Here is a 16,148-nt window from a genome sequence, read left to right as displayed (position 1 = left end):
TGTTCTTACTCACTTTGTAATGCCTCCAACGGACTGACTTTCGCTGCTCGATTCGCTGGCAACCAGGCTGACGCAACACCAATAATGATTAAGGTCGTAATCACCACCAGCACCACAATCCAAGACAGTTCAGGAACCGGTTTGCCTAGCTGCTCGTAAAACACATTGCCTTCCAAGCTTATTGCACTAAGTGCGGATACCAGCCCATAAGTCACGCCAAGACCGAGCACTCCCCCTAGCATCATGGTCATAAGTGACTGAACCAGATAATGCAAACGGATTGCAGTCGGGGTTGCTCCAACCGCCATTCTCACGCCAATATCACGGGTCGAGCGTTTCACTGTTGCGTACATAACGTTGGCAATGCCTACTCCCGCTACAGCGAGCGTGACAAAGCCAATAATGCCAAGAAAACTCTGCAAACCAATTAGGAACTGCTGCATGCTTTTCTGTTGCAGGAACATATCTTCGATTTGTACAACCTGCTCATCATTGACGCTTGCGCCATGCTTACGTGCTATCACTTGGCGAATCGTCTTTGCCAACGCCTTTCTATCTGCAGTCGCTTTAGGCTCGACATTAATACCTGCAATTTCACCGTTGGCGTGAAAACGCTGCCAAGTTGCCAGTGGAACAAAGCTTGAGTAATTGATTTGGTCGCCCTGCTCAATTTCAGCGCTGTTCTTTTTCAGTACTCCGACAACCTTAAACTCTTCACTGCCAATCTTGACCTTTTTCCCCACCGGATTGACTTGCAGTGTCACTGCTGCAAACCAACTAAAGTCTTCTACAGGATTAAATAGATCAGCAGCTAACGAGTAACCTAAAACCACGACTTTACGCATCTCTTTTTGATCGAGTGGGTTGAGCCAGCGACCACCAGCTAAAGGTTGCAAATTGGTCAGAGAAGCAAATTCCGTCGTCACCGCCAACGGCTCTTGCCATGAGCCTCGATCACCAGCACTAATACGCTCATTCCATCTTGCAGTGGGTACAACCCCTTTCACCTCGGGTAACGCGCGAACCACGTCCGCATCTTGCGCTTTAAGAGTTAAGAACTTACCTTGATGAAAAGCGCCGTAATCGACAGTAGCCATACCACCAGTCAGATAGATGAGATTACCGTTGCCATTTTGCGCGGTTCTCAATACACCCTGACGGATCCCTTCGCCAACAGATAACATCGCTGCGATACAAAGTGTCGCCCATGCCACAGCCAAAATTGTCAGACCCAACCTGAGCTTTTCTGCTGCCATCTCTTGGAAGATTTGTCTCATCGGTAACAGCATCATTAAGCCCTCGCACTCAAAGCGATAACCGGAGTCAAGCGTGATGCTCTCCTCGCTGGAAAGTATGAGGCTAGTAGAGCCAAAACGAGCGTCACCAACAGTGACCAAGCAATCGAATCTGGCGTAATCACCGGCGAACCTAACCAATCAGGTAAAGTTACTGTACTTAACAAAGACACAAGCGCGTAAGAGATGGTTAACCCCAGCCCTGTCCCAACGGCAACTAAGATTAACCCTTCGAGAATGAACTGACCCAATATCGAATTTTGCGTTGCACCAATCGCCAATCGAACCCCTATCTCGCGCGTTCTTTCCGTCACAGATAAAAACATGATATTGGCCACACCTAATGCCCCAACAGCCATCGTCATTGCCCCACTCGCGCCAAGGAAAATCTGAATACCGCGGAAAATCCCAGTTATCAATGCGCCGCCCTCACTGAAGTCGGGCAGATTTATCGCCTCTTTATCGCTCGGGTCAAAATGCAGCTGTTTGGCAAAGAAGGTAACTAGGCTCTGCCTAAAAGACGCGCTGTCCATACCTTCTATAGGTTTGAGTAACAACATCCACGGTTTAGCATCCCACAAATCGAGATAAGTGGTTTGCGGAACAAAGACCTTGCGGCTATCACCAAAGGAAATCCCCGCATCTTCATCCTTAATAACGCCTATGACCAAGAAAGGAATACCGTTGACTTTAACCTGTTCGCCGACCTTAATATTGCCCATTTTGGCAATTTGGTCGCCGAGAACAGCCACTCGCGTATGGTTAATGACATCACTCGGCGAGATGTTGCGCGAACCAGATTCAAGCTTACGCTGCACTAAAGAAAAGTAAGACGGATCTATCCCACTCACAAAACCAGATAACTTCTGCCCTCTAACGTTGGTTACACTGGCGTCCCATTTGGCGTACACCGTCGATGCTTGCGCGACAAAGCCCGACTGTTTGAGCATATCGACCTTGTCTTGCTCAATAGTGATTTTTCGTCGTGAGGGCATACCGTGCCAAGGCTTGCTAGTACTTGAAGGGAAAGCGATTTGCACGTTGTTAACCATAAACGACAATGACTGAGTTTGATGACGATAGAAGCCTTCACCGAGCGCAATCAAAACAACAACAGAAATCACTCCCCATGCAATGGCAATCATCGCTAAAATGCTTTTTAGCCTATGTGCCAACAAGGTTTGCCATGTTTGCTGTAACAAACTACTCATGAATCAAAAGCCTGAGAAATCAGAGCCATAGTGCTGTCATCTAATTTACCAGCAGTTTGCAGTAGTCCGACTCTCTGACGCCAGTAGTTATATAGGTTGGTTTGCAAGCTATTCTTTGCGTCGAACAGACTGTTGTGTGCATTGATCACTTCCGACACTTCAAGAAGACCAGCATCATAGAGCTTCTCTTTACTGCGCAGCACCTTAGCTCGTGATTCGACGAGTTCATCCGCCATCAATACCTGGCTCCAGTTGATATCAACCTGAGTAAAGCGTTGGATGATGCGTTTTTGGATATCTATTTCTACTCGACGCAAATCTTGTTTGGCACTTAAGATATTAAGCGATGCTTCATCAACTTTAGCGCGCGTCGCCCCATTAAGATCAATCGGCACACTGAGTGTAATCCCAGCATTGAACTCACCGCTTGAGCGTCTATCGTCATCACTGTAGCCTAGCTTGCCCTTAACCGTCGGGTAGTACCCTCCCTGCGCAGAATCTTTAGCAAATTCACTCGCTTTCACTTTCTGCATGGCAACCAATAACTCTGGGCTACTGTCTTTGGCTAGCTTGAGCCACTGTTCTTGAGAATCGACTAACATTGGCGGCTGAACAAGCGAGTCTGTTCGGACTTGGTCTACCTCTTCAGGCATCTGATTGATCAGTGCAGAAAGCTCTGCTTTTTTACTTTGCAATTCAGCTTGAGCCTTGAGAATCGCGGCTTTTTCCGAAACTTGAGTGGCTCTAATTTCTTCCACATCAATGGATTTCACTTTGCCCGCTTTGTATCGTTTCTCGATGATCTTAAGTAACTTAGCCCCTTCATCTAGTTTATTTTGCGCCAATACAAGGTCACCCTGAGCACTGGCTAAATCGAGATAGCTAGAAAGTAGTTTTTGCGCCAATTCATTGTGTGTTTGAGACAACTCCAATTGGGCTTTTAGTAAATTTGCTTCTGCTCGGTCTAATTCTGACCACAAGCTGCTATCCCAAATGGTCTGGGAAAGGTTGGCACCATAGCTGTTGGTATTGTGCGTCGTTTCATTCCAATTAGCAGAAGCATCGGCACTTAATGAAGGCAGTAGTGAGCTACGGCTAGAAGAAATACCCGTTTCACCTAGCTGAACCCCTATCTTGGCCTTTTCGTAATTAGGATCGCTCTGTTTTGCTTGTTGCCATGCCTGTTCAATAGATATCGCGTAACTCGGCAAACTGAGCGTTGTTGCCAGTAACACGGCACTAATTTTAGATAAGTGCAACTTAGCCATGGGCCGCCCCCATCATCATGCTGTTATCAATTATCTCTTCATCAAGTTCAACGCCATCCAGCACTTCCACATTAATACCGTCTGAAAGGCCTAACTTCACTTTCTGTTTGTGGAAACCTTGTTCCGAGTTATCAGGAATCAGAACATTGGGTGTCTCGCCCTCAAACTGAAGTACACGCTCAGGTAAAGTCAGTACATTTTCCGACTTTTTAAGCGTGATTTGTGCTGTAGAAGAGAACCCCGAACGTAGCAAAATATCTTGAGGAATTTTCAGTTCTCCGACTTCTACCCCGAAGCCATTATCGAAACTCTTCGTCGCTGTCGCATCCGGAGAGTTCAGGTTTTCTGACTGGATCGCCACCTTGGTCAGTACACCTTCTATTTCAACCTCTGGGTATGGGGCTACCGTAAGAATTACCGGCATACCCGGCGACAGTTGCGCCGCATCATGCTCACTGACACTGCCTTTAAAGATCAGACTTTTCATGTCAGCCAGCGACATCATCTCGGTCGCAGCTTGGCTAGATTCAGTTGATATAATTGGCTCACCGACTTCAACTTTTCGATTGAGGACTGTGCCGTCAATCGGTGCATAAATGGTGGAGGTTAAGCGGGCATTACCTATTGAAGCCTCACCACTTCGAATCAACTCGAGGTTTTGGCGTTTCTGTAACACATTGGCTTTAGCTGACTTAACGACCGAACGCGCAGTAACATATTCATCGTAATTACGTGGAATAATGTCTTGCTTAACCAAGCTCTCTAAGTTGGCGAGTTTTTGCTTCGCCGACTCCAGATCCGCTTCGCTACGCATTAATTCAGTTGAGGCATCTGTCAGTGCTTTAGGCGTTGGGTTTGGGCGTACTTTGATTAAAGGCTGGCCCTGTTTTACTTTCTCACCCACTTGGGCGTAGATTTCTCCAACAATCCCATCAATTTGTGACTTTATCGATACTGAGTGCGCCGGAACGATTTTGCCTACCGCTACCGCCTGTTTCTCAATGGTTCCTTTTACGACTGCCAGCTTAGGAAACGCTTGTGGCTCAGAAGAAGATTGCAGATAAAAATACGCGCCGCCACCTAGCAATGCGACACCGACAGCAGATAAAAGCCAACGTTTAGCCATGGTTTACTTCCAAAAATTGTTTTGCGTAGCCATCAGACTACCTCAAGATTATAAAGTTCCAGTGATGATAGCGTATGTAAAATCAAATAATACATATGAAGTTTGTATGAGTTTGTCGTGCTAAGTTGACAATAAAAAACGGCCAATTGGAATTGGCCGTTTTTGCGAAGCTATTGGGTCTATAAGGTGGCGCTTTTTACCATGCCAGCTTCAGCGTGACCCGGAATGTTGCAGGCAAATTCCACATTATTGTCACCATGGAAATGCCACAGTAACTGTTTGGCTTTTCCCGGTTCTACGGTCACTGTGCTGCCAGAATCATGAGCATGACCCGCCATCGTTTTCATCATCTCGCGGTGTTTGAGCTGCTCTTTTGCAGAACCAATTGAAAACTCATGATCTATCTTGCCCGTATTCATCACCACAAACTGGACCACATCATTAGGCTCAATCTTGACCTCTTTCTTAAAACGAATAGTCATATCATCGCTGAGAACAACGTGGACGACCTTGTCAGGTTTTGCGCCTGTCGCAGGCATACCAACGTCTGACATGCCTTCCATATTCATCATGTTTGAATGATCCATATTGGAGTGATCCATTGCCATCATCTGACCATGATCCATATATCCATGATTCATCATCGAATGGTCCATCTGAGCGAAAGCGTATGAACTAACCAAGGCTGTTGTGATCAATGCGAATGTCTTTTTCATCTTTTATATCCTTACGATTAGGTTGTAGGCAGCAACAATGACATTGCCACCTACGATTGAAGTTATTGGTTTGGAACTTGTTGATTTGAAGCCTGTTGTTTGTCATTAGATGGCTTTGAAAGCTCTCTTTGCTTCCAAAGCTTGAAGATTGCAGGCAGTACCAGCAGAGTCAGCAGTAGCGCTGATGCCATGCCGCCAATCATCGGCGCCGCGATACGTTGCATGACTTCAGAGCCAGTTCCATCGCCGTACATAATTGGCACCAAACCTATGATGACTGTCAGTACCGTCATCATCACCGGACGAACCCTAAGTCCGGCACCTTCACGAATGGCGTCCGTCAAATCATCTTTGTGTAGCGAATGCAGGTTTTGCGCGGCGTCGAGTTTACGTTGGTGCCAAGCTTGATTGAGGTAAACCAGCATGATGACGCCTATCTCTACCGCCACCCCAGCAAGAGCAATAAAACCCACACCGACCGCGATAGAAAAGTTGTACCCTAAGTAGTGCATTAGCCAGAGTCCACCCACCATCGCCAGTGGCAGAGTACACATGATGACCAACACTTCTCCTACTCGGCGGAAGCTGAAGTAAAGCAGCAACATAATAATGGCAATGGTGATTGGCACCACTACGCTCAAGCGCTGCTTAGCACGTTCCATATATTCATATTGACCAGACCAAGTGAGCGAGTAACCCGCAGGTAGCCGGAGCTGTTCACTGACAACGGCCTGCGCTTCGTTAACGTAAGAGCCTAAATCGCGACCATCAATATCAACAAACACCCAGCCGTTTGGACGAGCATTCTCGGTTTTGATCATCGGAGGGCCATCTTCATAACGAATGTCAGCCACATCCGCCAACGCGATGCGCGCACCATTAGGTGTTACTAGTGGGAGGTTTTGCAGTTTCACCACCGAATCACGGTAGTCTTGTGGGTAACGAACATTGATTGGGTAACGCTCTAACCCTTCAATTGTCTCGCCAACATTCATTCCGCCAATGGCCGTAGAGATAACTTGTTGGACATCCTGAATATTGAGTCCATAACGAGCAGCAGAGCGACGCTTAATATCAATCGTCACGTAACGACCACCAGCGACACGCTCAGCGTAGACTGACGCCGTTCCACTGATTTGATTTAAAAGCGGTTCAAGCTCGCCACCGATTTGCTCTATCACCTCAAGGTCAGGCCCAGCGATCTTAATGCCTATCGGTGTCTTAATCCCCGTCGCCAACATGTCGATACGCGTTTTGATCGGCATGACCCATGCGTTGGTTAAACCAGGGAATTGAACCAGTTGATCAAACTCTTTACGTAATGACTCCGTTGTTACCCCTTCTCGCCATTGAGCTTTGGGCTTGAGTTGAATAACGGTCTCGATCATGGTCAGCGGCGCCGGATCAGTGGCAGTTTCTGCCCGACCAATCTTGCCCCATACCGTCTCAACCTCTGGTACAGACTTAATTAACTTGTTGGTCTGTTGTAATAGCTCACGCGCTTTACCAATAGAGATCCCCGGATAGGTGGTCGGCATATACATCAAGTCACCTTCATCTAGAGGCGGAATGAATTCACTGCCGAGTTTACTCATTGGATAGTAAGCAGAGGCAAGCAGACCTAATGCCAATATAATCATGGCTTTAGGATAAGTTAAGCTTAAGTTAAGTAACGGACGATAAAGCGCAATGAGCGCCTTATTTACTGGGTTTTTGCTCTCTGGCAGCACTTTGCCACGAATGAAATAGCCCATCAGAACAGGCACTAGCGTAATCGCTAAACCTGCAGAAGCCGCCATCGCATAGGTTTTAGTGAACGCAAGTGGTGAGAACATCTTGCCTTCTTGGCCTTCTAGCGCAAACACAGGAACAAAGCTCAAGGTAATGATCAGTAGCGAGAAAAACAGCGGCGCGCCCACCTCTTGAGCAGCCTTACCTATCACTTCCCATCGGTTGTTATCATTGAGAGGCGTGCGCTCGATGTGCTTATGGACATTTTCAATCATCACGATCGCCCCATCGACCATTGCACCAATCGCAATCGCAATACCGCCCAACGACATGATGTTGGCGTTAATGCCCTGCCAATGCATCACAATGAATGCAGACAGAATCCCCACAGGTAAGCTCAGCGCAATCACCAACGACGAACGGATATGGAACAAGAACAAGGCACAAACAATCGCAACAACGATGAACTCTTCTGCCAGTTTTTTCCATAAATTCTCCACCGCCGAATCAATCAAAGTCGAGCGATCATAGGTCGCTTTAATCTCAACACCAGGAGGCAGACTTCGCTGCAGTTCTGCGAGTTTGGTTTTGACGTTAGTGATCACTTCACTGGCGTTTTCACCAAATCGCATCACGATCACGCCACCAACCGCTTCACCTTCACCATTAAACTCAGAAATACCTCGGCGCATTTGAGGGCCTAGGTTAATATCTGCGATATCACCGAGTAGCAGAGGCGTTCCTTCGTCTGTCACTTTAAGTGGTAAGGATTGAATATCTTCAACACTCGATAGGTAACCAGTGGTACGTACCATGTGTTCCGCTTCCGCCACTTCGATGACTGAAGCACCTGTTTCTTGGTTGCCTTGCTGAATTGCCTTGTTGACTTGTTGCAACGTCAGGTTGTAAGCACGGAGTTTGGCCGGATCAATTTGTACTTGATACTGTTTTACCATTCCGCCAACAGTCGCAACCTCAGACACGCCATCAACAGTTTGCAGCTCATACTTTAAAAACCAATCTTGCAGCGAGCGTAACTCAGACAGATCGTGTTGACCTGTTTTGTCTTGCAAGACATAGCTGTATACCCAACCTACCCCTGTGGCATCAGGCCCGAGCGTGGGCTTCGCCCCAGAAGGAAGATTCGGCGCCACCTGACTGAGATACTCAAGTACGCGTGAACGCGCCCAATACATATCGGTATCATCGTTAAAAATGATATAGACGTATGAGTCACCAAAGAATGAATAACCCCGCACTGTTTCCGCACCGGGAACAGCAAGCATAGCCGTTGTCAGTGGATAGGTGACCTGATCCTCCACAACCTGAGGCGCTTGACCGGGATAGCTGGTTTTGATGATCACCTGAACATCGGAAAGATCGGGTATAGCGTCCACTGGGGTGTTTTTCAGACTATAAAGACCACCTAAGGTTAAAGCTAAAGTCGCAATCAGTACTAAGAAGCGATTACTGATCGACCATCGAATAATCGCACTAATCATACTGGCTCCTCACTCACCGTGATTTGCTTAAGTAGGTAATCCGCCCCTTGCTTTTCAACTAGAAACCGAACTTTCTGACCTTCTTCAAACCCAGATAAATCCACTTCATCACCCACCGAAAAGTTCATCTCTCCGGCCTGCCAATCCCATTCCGCGACAGGTAAATGTTGTAAGGTAATCATGCCGAAGTCCGCCATCAACATGGTGATATCTCCGCTTACCCACACCTCATTGGCGACAACACTGTCACCGACTCGATAATCAACAATTTGATACTGACCCTCCGGCGTCTTTTGCATCTCAAACTCTATGGCTTGGCCCGATTTCAGCTCTTGCATGTTTAGCTGCTCAGCTACGCTAAAGTTCATCACCATGCCCGGCCATTGCCATTCAGGAACGGCTTGGTGATTGATGGTCAGCATTCGATGCCCTGCCATTACATCGGTAATTTCACCTTGAGCCCAAACAGTCTCAGCTGGTGGCTCAATGCCATTAATTCGCGACAGATCGGCAGATTGGCTAGATTCTGAATCCAACATAAAGTGCGCCGACGTCACAACACTATCGCCTAGGGTAAGTCCTTCAAGTACCTCGACACTCTCGCCTGCTTCTCGACCCACATTGATGCGCGCAGAGCGATACTTTCCGTTGCCTTCTGCAAGCACTACACGGGTCATTCCTCCGGAGCGAATCACGGCAGATTTAGGGACAGTTAATACCGACTCTTGGGTAACGGGCTGCAAGGCAATATTGGCAAACATATTCGGTTTGAGTTCACCATTGTGGTTGGGGAACTTCAGACGTACCCGCAAAGTTCGCGTACTCGGATCAAGAATGGGATAGACATAGTCCACTTCCCCTTGCCATCGACCATCAGGGATAGCGTCAAGTGTCATCGTGGCGATGCTGCCTGCTTGCATCCAGTGGGCTTGGCGCTCAAAGACTTCTGCATCAACCCAGACTTCTTCCAGCGGGCCTGCACTGATCACCGCTTGCTCTGGAGATAAGTACCCACCTTCGCGAATATTCAAGCTCGCGATAACGCCATCCGCTGGCGCTTTAATTTCGATAGATTGAGACGCTTTACCACGCTTCTTGATTGCTTTAATTTGTGCGCGATCTACTCCTAAGGTCACCAAGCGCTCGGTCGCCCCTGTCACCAAACCACTTCGACCGGTTCGATAGGCGTTGAGTAACTCTTCTTGCGCTTTAATTAGCTCTGGAGAGTAGAGCGTAAATAACACTTCACCCTTATCGACTTTTTCTCCTACCGCATTGATATTGAGCTTTTCAACCCAGCCGGCAACACGCACATTGGTTTGCCATAAACGACTTTCATCAAACGCAACGTAACCAACGGTTTCAATCCTCGGTGACAATCGCTGCTTCTCAACTGCCGCGGTTTTCACTCCGAGGTTGTTTTCTACCGATGGGTCTATCGTCACAGTGCCCGGCTTGTTGGTATCTGAAGTCATATCCTCGGCATAGACAGGGATGAGATCCATGCCCATCGGCGATTTACCCGGTTTATCGCGTTGGTAATTTGGGTCCATCGGTGCCACCCAATACAAAGGCTCATTTGAGTCCTTACTTGGAGCCGCAGCATCAGCCACTTTCATCAATGAGTGACTTGGCAAAAACTGGCTTACACCAAAGCCAATACCACCACCAATCAATAGTGCGATCGTCGCTACCTTAAATGTTTTCATCATTGTTCCTTATTGTTCTACTGAGTGATTTCAGGTAGCGAGACCTGAAACTCGAAAGCGCTAAATAGCGTCGCTAAGTTACTCTTGACGATGTTTAGATCGGTCAATAAACGTTGCTGTTCTAATTGCAAGGCAAGGTCATCTCTAGTGGCGCTTATCACGTCACTAAACTGCGCTGTGTTATTTTGATAGCCCCGCTCGACGGCGAGAATTCTTGCTCGCGCTTGAGGTAGTAAGGTGGTTTGGTAGCGTTCGAGTCGTTGATTTAAATTGCGCTCGTCAACCAGCAACGCGTTCACTTGGGCATTCATCTGCGCCAACAAAGTATCTTTCTGAGACTTAGTCGCCCCAACTTGATACTGCGCTGCGGCTAGGTTTCTATCTTGTCGATTGCCCGTAAACAGCGGAACATCGACAGTCAGATAGGCGCTGACAAGATCAGAGGCAGGCTCGCCCATCATGTTGTTTGCCTGTCGATAGGCATACATCACTTCAACACCAACTTGAGGTGTATAAGCTTGTTCGGCGATATTGACCTGAGTTTCATTCACAGCTATCGAAGCATCGATCATCTGCACCATTGGATGTCGTTTAAGTAACTCGAAGTGGTCGGTTTGGTTTGCGTTGCTATCTAGCTTAGTTGCCAAACTGTGCCAATCTAACTGATTGCTCGCTCGCAAATCACTGTGTTGATTGAGCCAGCCAATGCCTAGCCACTCAGAAAATTGAGAGATCAATCGAGTTTGCATTTGGCTGTTGGCTTGCAGTTGCTCATCAAGCTTGCTGGCTTGAAGCTGGGCATTGAGTAAGTCTTGAGATTCACTCTTACCAATTGAATAGTTGGTTTGAATAAAGCCCTGTAGCTCGACGAGTAACTGTTTGTTTTCTTGCAGAATCTGCTCAGCTTGTTGCAAATAACCCAACTCTAACCACAGCTGAGTCATCGCATTAGCAACCTCTAGTTCACGCGATTGCAATTGCAGTGTCACGCCATCTGCTTGTTGGTTCGCTTTCTTACGTTGCAGTTCGAGTGTCGAGCCCCGTTCAAACTGCTGCATCAAACCTACTGAAATGTTGGTCATTGGGTCTTCATCAAACTTAAAGCTTTCGGTTGGCAAACCGCCAAACCCCACTTTCAGTTTTGGGTCCATTAAGGTTGAGTTAGCAATACCCGTTTCTCTCATTGCGAGTGATTGGGCGTAGAGCTGCTTACGATTGGTGTCATTGTTTAACGCAGTATCAATCATCTGCGTCAGTAAATCGCGAGGTGGCTGCGTTGCTAAATCGGCCTTAGCCAATGCAGCAATCGGGGCAAACCACAAAGCTGCACTTAGCGTAAGTGCCAGACAGGTTGGTTTAGTCTTCACGTAGTAATCCGTTTCTATGTGCCTAAAAAGGCATAAAGGCGCCTCTTCACGAACAAATCGCAAAGAGATGAAGTAATAGAAAACGAGTTACGCTATTGGGGGGCGATACAGAGAGGACGTTTGGTTGATCGGCACACTCCTATCATCACGGACAATAAGAGCAAGGTGACTAGAAGTCGAGTGGACTGGCTGATAGTGATTAAGCAAAGCAAAGACTGTCATGCACATCACGTCGCAGCACATGTGCTGACTAGGCTCGGACTCACATTCCTCCATCATCATCGGGGAATGTTCTTCTAGATTAGATTTCATCGGCATATTGCATGCACTTTGAGAATGATGCATTGAGCTTGCGTCCATCATTTCAAAGCTCATTAAAGGCGCACTACTAGATAAGGTCGAAAACAGCATCGAAAGCATGCTGAACGCAACAATCCAGATTTTTTGGCTGACTCTGAACGTCATAACGCACCTAATAATGAACAATCTCGTTTATGCTAAACCTTACCCTAAGGGGAGGGTCAATCACTCTTTACCTATCCAATGACAAAAACTTAGACCCTAAGCCAAAACTCTGCGGCTTAAACCGCTTGTAATGAAACAAAAACGTCATATTGAGGTCCCAAACTACTTATTAAGTAAATTGTCATCTAAATTTGTAGGTAGGAATAATCAAGGTGCACACTATGGGTAAGCTTGTCGCATTACTACTGTTGTTGAGTTACTCATCGTTTTGCAGCGCAGAGGCTGTTAACAAATCCGTTAACCTTGTGGTCGGCGATTGGGAGCCCTACACCAGTAGCCAAGACAACTCCAATTATAAAATCTCAGAGACGCTAGTCCGCGCCGCTTTTGCCACACAGGGTTATCAAGTCAAAATTGAGTATCACCCTTGGAGTCGCGCATATCGCTACGCCCAAACAGACAAGTACGACGGGACTTTCCCTTGGTTTAAAAACAGTGAAAGGGAAGCATTATTCCTATTCTCATCACCATTATTTGTGCAAAAGATCGTGTTCTTTTATCACAGCAATAGCCAATTTGACTGGCAAGACATAGCCGACCTCAACCAATATCAAATCGGTGCGACTCAAGAATATGAAGTAACCCGCTTAATGCAATCTAACGGGGTAAAGCTCGAAATATCAAACTCTGATGACGTCAATTTCATTAAGCTTGGCAAGCATAGAATTGACGCCTACCCCGCAGGGCTAGAACGTGGCTACTATATGCTTGGCAATTTACTTCCAGCCATGCAAATTAATCAGCTCAAAGTGCATCCCAAACCGATTATCGAAAATGACATGTATGTGATGTTCTCAAAGCAAAACCTCAGCCGCAGCCAAGAACTCAAAGAAGCCCTTCGTTTAGGGATCGAACAACTCATAAAGTCAGGGGAGTATCAGAAAATCATTGATGTAGAGAAGCAGATCAATTCTTCACCATCTGGAGTTCAACCAGTTGATTGACACCTGTATTCCAAAAGCCCACTAGCATAGGCTAGTGGGGTGATTTGCGAGTAAATCTATTTAGCTAGCTGGTAAAAGATATTAAGCATAACTTGCTCACCTTTAAAGTTCTTACCGCCGTTGACCATTAAGAAGCTACCAATCGCAAAATCACGAGTGGTCATTTTCGCGGCGCCAGAAGCCATAGACTCTTTACTCACACTGGTACACATCGCCATATCGCCATATCGCCATATCGCCATATCGCCATATCGCCATATCGCCATATCGCCATATCGCCATATCGCCATATCGCTGGTAAAGCTACCTATCTGCAAAAAAGCTGCAAGGGCAAACATCGAAGAATTGAATAAAACTGCAAATAAAAAACTAGGTAGGCAGATAGCAAAACGCCGCTAGTAAAAGCGGCGTTTTAAATGGGTGGAAGCCCCAGCCACATCCCGGCACACAAGTCACTCGCTGCGGCTGCTTCCTTCCGGACCTGACCGAGTTCACGAGCTATTGTTGCGGGAGGACCAGGGCCTCCATAGATTCTGCTTCCTTAGCATCGCTAAGGAGTGAGGGGATTATCAAACATCCGCTGGGGTATTTCAAGTCTAACACCGAAGAAAACGCCTCATTTCGTTTCAACTGCTTAGTCAGTAACCATTAATTGAGGTAGTGGACGTTTTTATCGCCATGCACTTCTTCATTAGCGCACTGTTTTGACTGTTGTTTATGCTGATACATCGCTTCATCGGCTTCGTTGAGCACTTCTTGCAAACTCATAAATGTTCGCCTTGGCAATGAAATGCCAATAGCCACTGATATATCAAATGACAACTGTTGCTCTTGAGACTGAAAAGGAACACGCTGCAGTTTTTCAAGTAATGAGCTCACTTCTTCTCTGTCTACTTTACCAATCAGGATAAACTCATCACCACCGATACGATAGCAACGTCCCTTCCATACTTTTTCAATGTGCGCTGCGACACTTTTTAACACTTGGTCGCCCACCTCATGTCCATATGTATCATTAATTTGCTTGAATTTATTCACATCAAGATAGATGACCGTAAGATCAGCATTTACACCACTGAGAAACCTCTGATGCATGGACCGACGATTCTTTAGACGAGTCAAAGGATCAGTATTGGATTGGCTGTGTAGGTACATCGATACAATCAACATAAAACCAATCACCATGACAAAAAGGATATGGCTTTTCCGCGAGAAGGCTTGTTCTGCTTGCAACGTTGCACGCCAGTTAGGCTGATAGTCATATTGCTCTATCAGTGAAGCAATATCTAGCATCTTTATCGCACGGGTAAACAGCGGAGCTAAGCTCGCACCCATGTCATTTTTGGCAAAGCCAATCGCAATATCAGAGCGATAAAAACTGCCAATCATTTTATCTTCTTCTAGGGGCAATAAATCACTTGAGTCGCGCAATCTCTTGTTAAAACTTGCGCGAGTAATCGCCATATAGTCAATTTCTTCACTGAGTAGAGCATAAAACATTTGCTGCGATGTCGTGTAAGAACGCAGCTCTTTGTTTGGCAGTAATTGCGTCAAAAGATCCGCAAAAAAATCGTCTTTTAATACGCCTATTTCTTCTACGATTAGTTCAGAAACATTACTATAAACATTGTCTTTATAGCCTTCTCGCTTGATCATCACGACTTCAGGGAAGTAATAGGGGTCACTGAATTCCGCAATCTGTTTACGCTGGTGAGAAACAATTAGAGGAGCGAGAATATCGATTCGCTTTGCCACTAAGTCTTGATACATACTTTCCCATGTCTCTTCTGCATCACTCACCACTTGGCAGTTAAGCATCAAAATCTCACACGCTTGCAAGACCACATCGGCACTGATCCCTGTCACTTGTCCATTTTTGTGGTACATCGCGTATTGCCCTACGGGTTCGAGTTTTACTCGATAGGTGCGATTAAGATTTAGATTACTGTCTATGACTGATTGACGCAGCGCTTGCTGACGGAGTTCAAATTGATACCGTTTAACTGATTCACGAAGACGTTTCTGAATTCCAGCGGTATGAATGTAAGACTCTATAGTTTTAAGCAGATCTCGATGAATCTGCTTGGGTGCAATAATCGAGACAGGTTTGATCGACAGTTGGTGATTCAGAAGCTGCGCATCGTAACCTGCCAACAACATAGGCTTTAATTGGTTGATCGCATCAACAATACCATCCACTTTTTGAGTTTCTAGTAACGACTTTGCTTCATCATGACCAGCATACTCAATCTGAGTAATATGGGGATAATTTGCCGCAATAAGCTCACCATAGATGGTCCCTTCCGGGATACCAATAATGTCCGCCGAGTCTAACGTGTCATTATGGGCACTATATAAATAGGTAAATTCAATGTTGGTTGGACTTGAGAAGTCGAAGTACTTGGCACGCTCTGGGGTATAAGTCACGTTTGCGGCAAAATCTGCCTCTCCGCTCTTAACCGCCTCAAGAATGTCGCTAAAGCTCGTGTAGTAGACGTATTCAATCTCAATACCAAAGCGTTCAGAAACTGCATCAAAAAGGGTACGCGTGACGAAGTCATCGGCTTCAATCCCTACTTTATAGGCAACATTACTCATCGCTGAAGGCGCGCAGAATATGCTAATGATAAGTAGAGTCGTTCGCCAGATAAGACCCATTTCGCTCATAAATCCCTTTTGAATAGTTATGGCACGTCAGTAAGTTGCCATATTGGTTTAAGCCTTTCCTTAACTGACCAGAGCAGATTTTCGGCA

At 46.4% G+C, this 16,148-nt stretch carries 12 protein-coding genes and 1 other RNA gene; 1 reads left to right on the top strand and 12 read right to left on the bottom strand.

All coding sequences use genetic code 11. The annotated features are described in order from the left end of the window. Nucleotides 1-5: 5 nt before the first annotated feature. The 9 genes from AC6R00_RS21220 to AC6R00_RS21180 all read right to left on the bottom strand — a co-directional run bounded on the left by AC6R00_RS21220 (nt 6) and on the right by AC6R00_RS21180 (nt 12,390). Complete coding sequence (locus AC6R00_RS21220) at nt 6-1,289, bottom strand: ABC transporter permease (protein WP_500642220.1); 1,284 nt, start codon at nt 1,287-1,289, stop codon at nt 6-8. 2 nt (nt 1,290-1,291) lie between these two features. After that, nucleotides 1,292-2,506, bottom strand: coding sequence for an ABC transporter permease (locus AC6R00_RS21215; protein WP_500641823.1), 1,215 nt, complete (start codon nt 2,504-2,506; stop codon nt 1,292-1,294). Then, nucleotides 2,503-3,774 carry a TolC family protein gene (locus tag AC6R00_RS21210; RefSeq protein ID WP_500641822.1) on the bottom strand — a complete coding sequence of 424 codons (1,272 nt, stop codon included), beginning with the start codon at nt 3,772-3,774 and terminating at the stop codon, nt 2,503-2,505. Before AC6R00_RS21210 ends, AC6R00_RS21215 begins: the two co-directional genes overlap by 4 nt. Continuing rightward, nucleotides 3,767-4,900 carry an efflux RND transporter periplasmic adaptor subunit gene (locus tag AC6R00_RS21205; RefSeq protein ID WP_500641821.1) on the bottom strand — a complete coding sequence of 378 codons (1,134 nt, stop codon included), beginning with the start codon at nt 4,898-4,900 and terminating at the stop codon, nt 3,767-3,769. The genes AC6R00_RS21210 and AC6R00_RS21205 overlap by 8 nt, the downstream gene beginning before the upstream one ends. A 179-nt stretch (nt 4,901-5,079) precedes the next feature. Then, a complete protein-coding gene (gene copI / locus AC6R00_RS21200) occupies nt 5,080-5,616 on the bottom strand; it encodes a copper-resistant cuproprotein CopI (RefSeq protein ID WP_500641820.1) in 537 nt (178 codons plus the stop codon). 62 nt (nt 5,617-5,678) lie between these two features. After that, complete coding sequence (locus AC6R00_RS21195; RefSeq protein ID WP_500641819.1) at nt 5,679-8,849, bottom strand: efflux RND transporter permease subunit; 3,171 nt, start codon at nt 8,847-8,849, stop codon at nt 5,679-5,681. Then, entirely contained in the window at nt 8,846-10,558 is a 1,713-nt protein-coding gene (locus AC6R00_RS21190) for an efflux RND transporter periplasmic adaptor subunit (protein ID WP_500641818.1), read from the bottom strand. The genes AC6R00_RS21195 and AC6R00_RS21190 overlap by 4 nt, the downstream gene beginning before the upstream one ends. A gap of 17 nt (nt 10,559-10,575) precedes the next feature. Continuing rightward, on the bottom strand, nt 10,576-11,865 hold the full coding sequence (locus AC6R00_RS21185; RefSeq protein WP_500642219.1) for a TolC family protein: 1,290 nt from the start codon (nt 11,863-11,865) through the stop codon (nt 10,576-10,578). Nucleotides 11,866-12,012: 147 nt separating this feature from the next. Further along, nucleotides 12,013-12,390 carry a hypothetical protein gene (locus AC6R00_RS21180; RefSeq protein WP_500641817.1) on the bottom strand — a complete coding sequence of 126 codons (378 nt, stop codon included), beginning with the start codon at nt 12,388-12,390 and terminating at the stop codon, nt 12,013-12,015. 221 nt (nt 12,391-12,611) lie between these two features. Between AC6R00_RS21180 and AC6R00_RS21175 the strand changes: the two genes are divergently transcribed. Beyond that, nucleotides 12,612-13,394 (top strand): substrate-binding periplasmic protein, encoded by a 783-nt coding sequence (locus AC6R00_RS21175; RefSeq protein ID WP_500641816.1) that lies wholly within the window; start codon nt 12,612-12,614, stop codon nt 13,392-13,394. A 56-nt stretch (nt 13,395-13,450) separates the two neighbouring features. Here AC6R00_RS21175 and AC6R00_RS21170 read toward each other — a convergent pair whose 3' ends face one another. From AC6R00_RS21170 to AC6R00_RS21160, 3 genes are all read right to left on the bottom strand, one after another. After that, nucleotides 13,451-13,732, bottom strand: coding sequence for a hypothetical protein (locus AC6R00_RS21170; protein ID WP_500641815.1), 282 nt, complete (start codon nt 13,730-13,732; stop codon nt 13,451-13,453). Between the two features lie 86 nt (nt 13,733-13,818). Then, nucleotides 13,819-13,915: signal recognition particle sRNA small type (ffs, locus tag AC6R00_RS21165), an RNA gene on the bottom strand. A 127-nt stretch (nt 13,916-14,042) separates the two neighbouring features. Next, nucleotides 14,043-16,052 carry a diguanylate cyclase domain-containing protein gene (locus AC6R00_RS21160; RefSeq protein WP_500642218.1) on the bottom strand — a complete coding sequence of 670 codons (2,010 nt, stop codon included), beginning with the start codon at nt 16,050-16,052 and terminating at the stop codon, nt 14,043-14,045. Nucleotides 16,053-16,148 lie beyond the last annotated feature (96 nt).

Source organism: Vibrio sp. R10-SF1-ISO8, assembly GCF_059833805.1.
This window is presented reverse-complemented; position numbering and strand designations above follow the sequence as displayed.

Coding starts and splice junctions, on each gene's coding strand:
- AC6R00_RS21220 (WP_500642220.1), bottom strand. CDS start 1,289: ATGCTGTTACCGATGAGACAAATCTTCCAAGAGATGGCAGCAGAAAAG.
- AC6R00_RS21215 (WP_500641823.1), bottom strand. CDS start 2,506: ATGAGTAGTTTGTTACAGCAAACATGGCAAACCTTGTTGGCACATAGG.
- AC6R00_RS21210 (WP_500641822.1), bottom strand. CDS start 3,774: ATGGCTAAGTTGCACTTATCTAAAATTAGTGCCGTGTTACTGGCAACA.
- AC6R00_RS21205 (WP_500641821.1), bottom strand. CDS start 4,900: ATGGCTAAACGTTGGCTTTTATCTGCTGTCGGTGTCGCATTGCTAGGT.
- copI (WP_500641820.1), bottom strand. CDS start 5,616: ATGAAAAAGACATTCGCATTGATCACAACAGCCTTGGTTAGTTCATAC.
- AC6R00_RS21195 (WP_500641819.1), bottom strand. CDS start 8,849: ATGATTAGTGCGATTATTCGATGGTCGATCAGTAATCGCTTCTTAGTA.
- AC6R00_RS21190 (WP_500641818.1), bottom strand. CDS start 10,558: ATGAAAACATTTAAGGTAGCGACGATCGCACTATTGATTGGTGGTGGT.
- AC6R00_RS21180 (WP_500641817.1), bottom strand. CDS start 12,390: ATGACGTTCAGAGTCAGCCAAAAAATCTGGATTGTTGCGTTCAGCATG.
- AC6R00_RS21175 (WP_500641816.1), top strand. CDS start 12,612: ATGGGTAAGCTTGTCGCATTACTACTGTTGTTGAGTTACTCATCGTTT.
- AC6R00_RS21170 (WP_500641815.1), bottom strand. CDS start 13,732: ATGTTTGCCCTTGCAGCTTTTTTGCAGATAGGTAGCTTTACCAGCGAT.
- AC6R00_RS21160 (WP_500642218.1), bottom strand. CDS start 16,052: ATGGGTCTTATCTGGCGAACGACTCTACTTATCATTAGCATATTCTGC.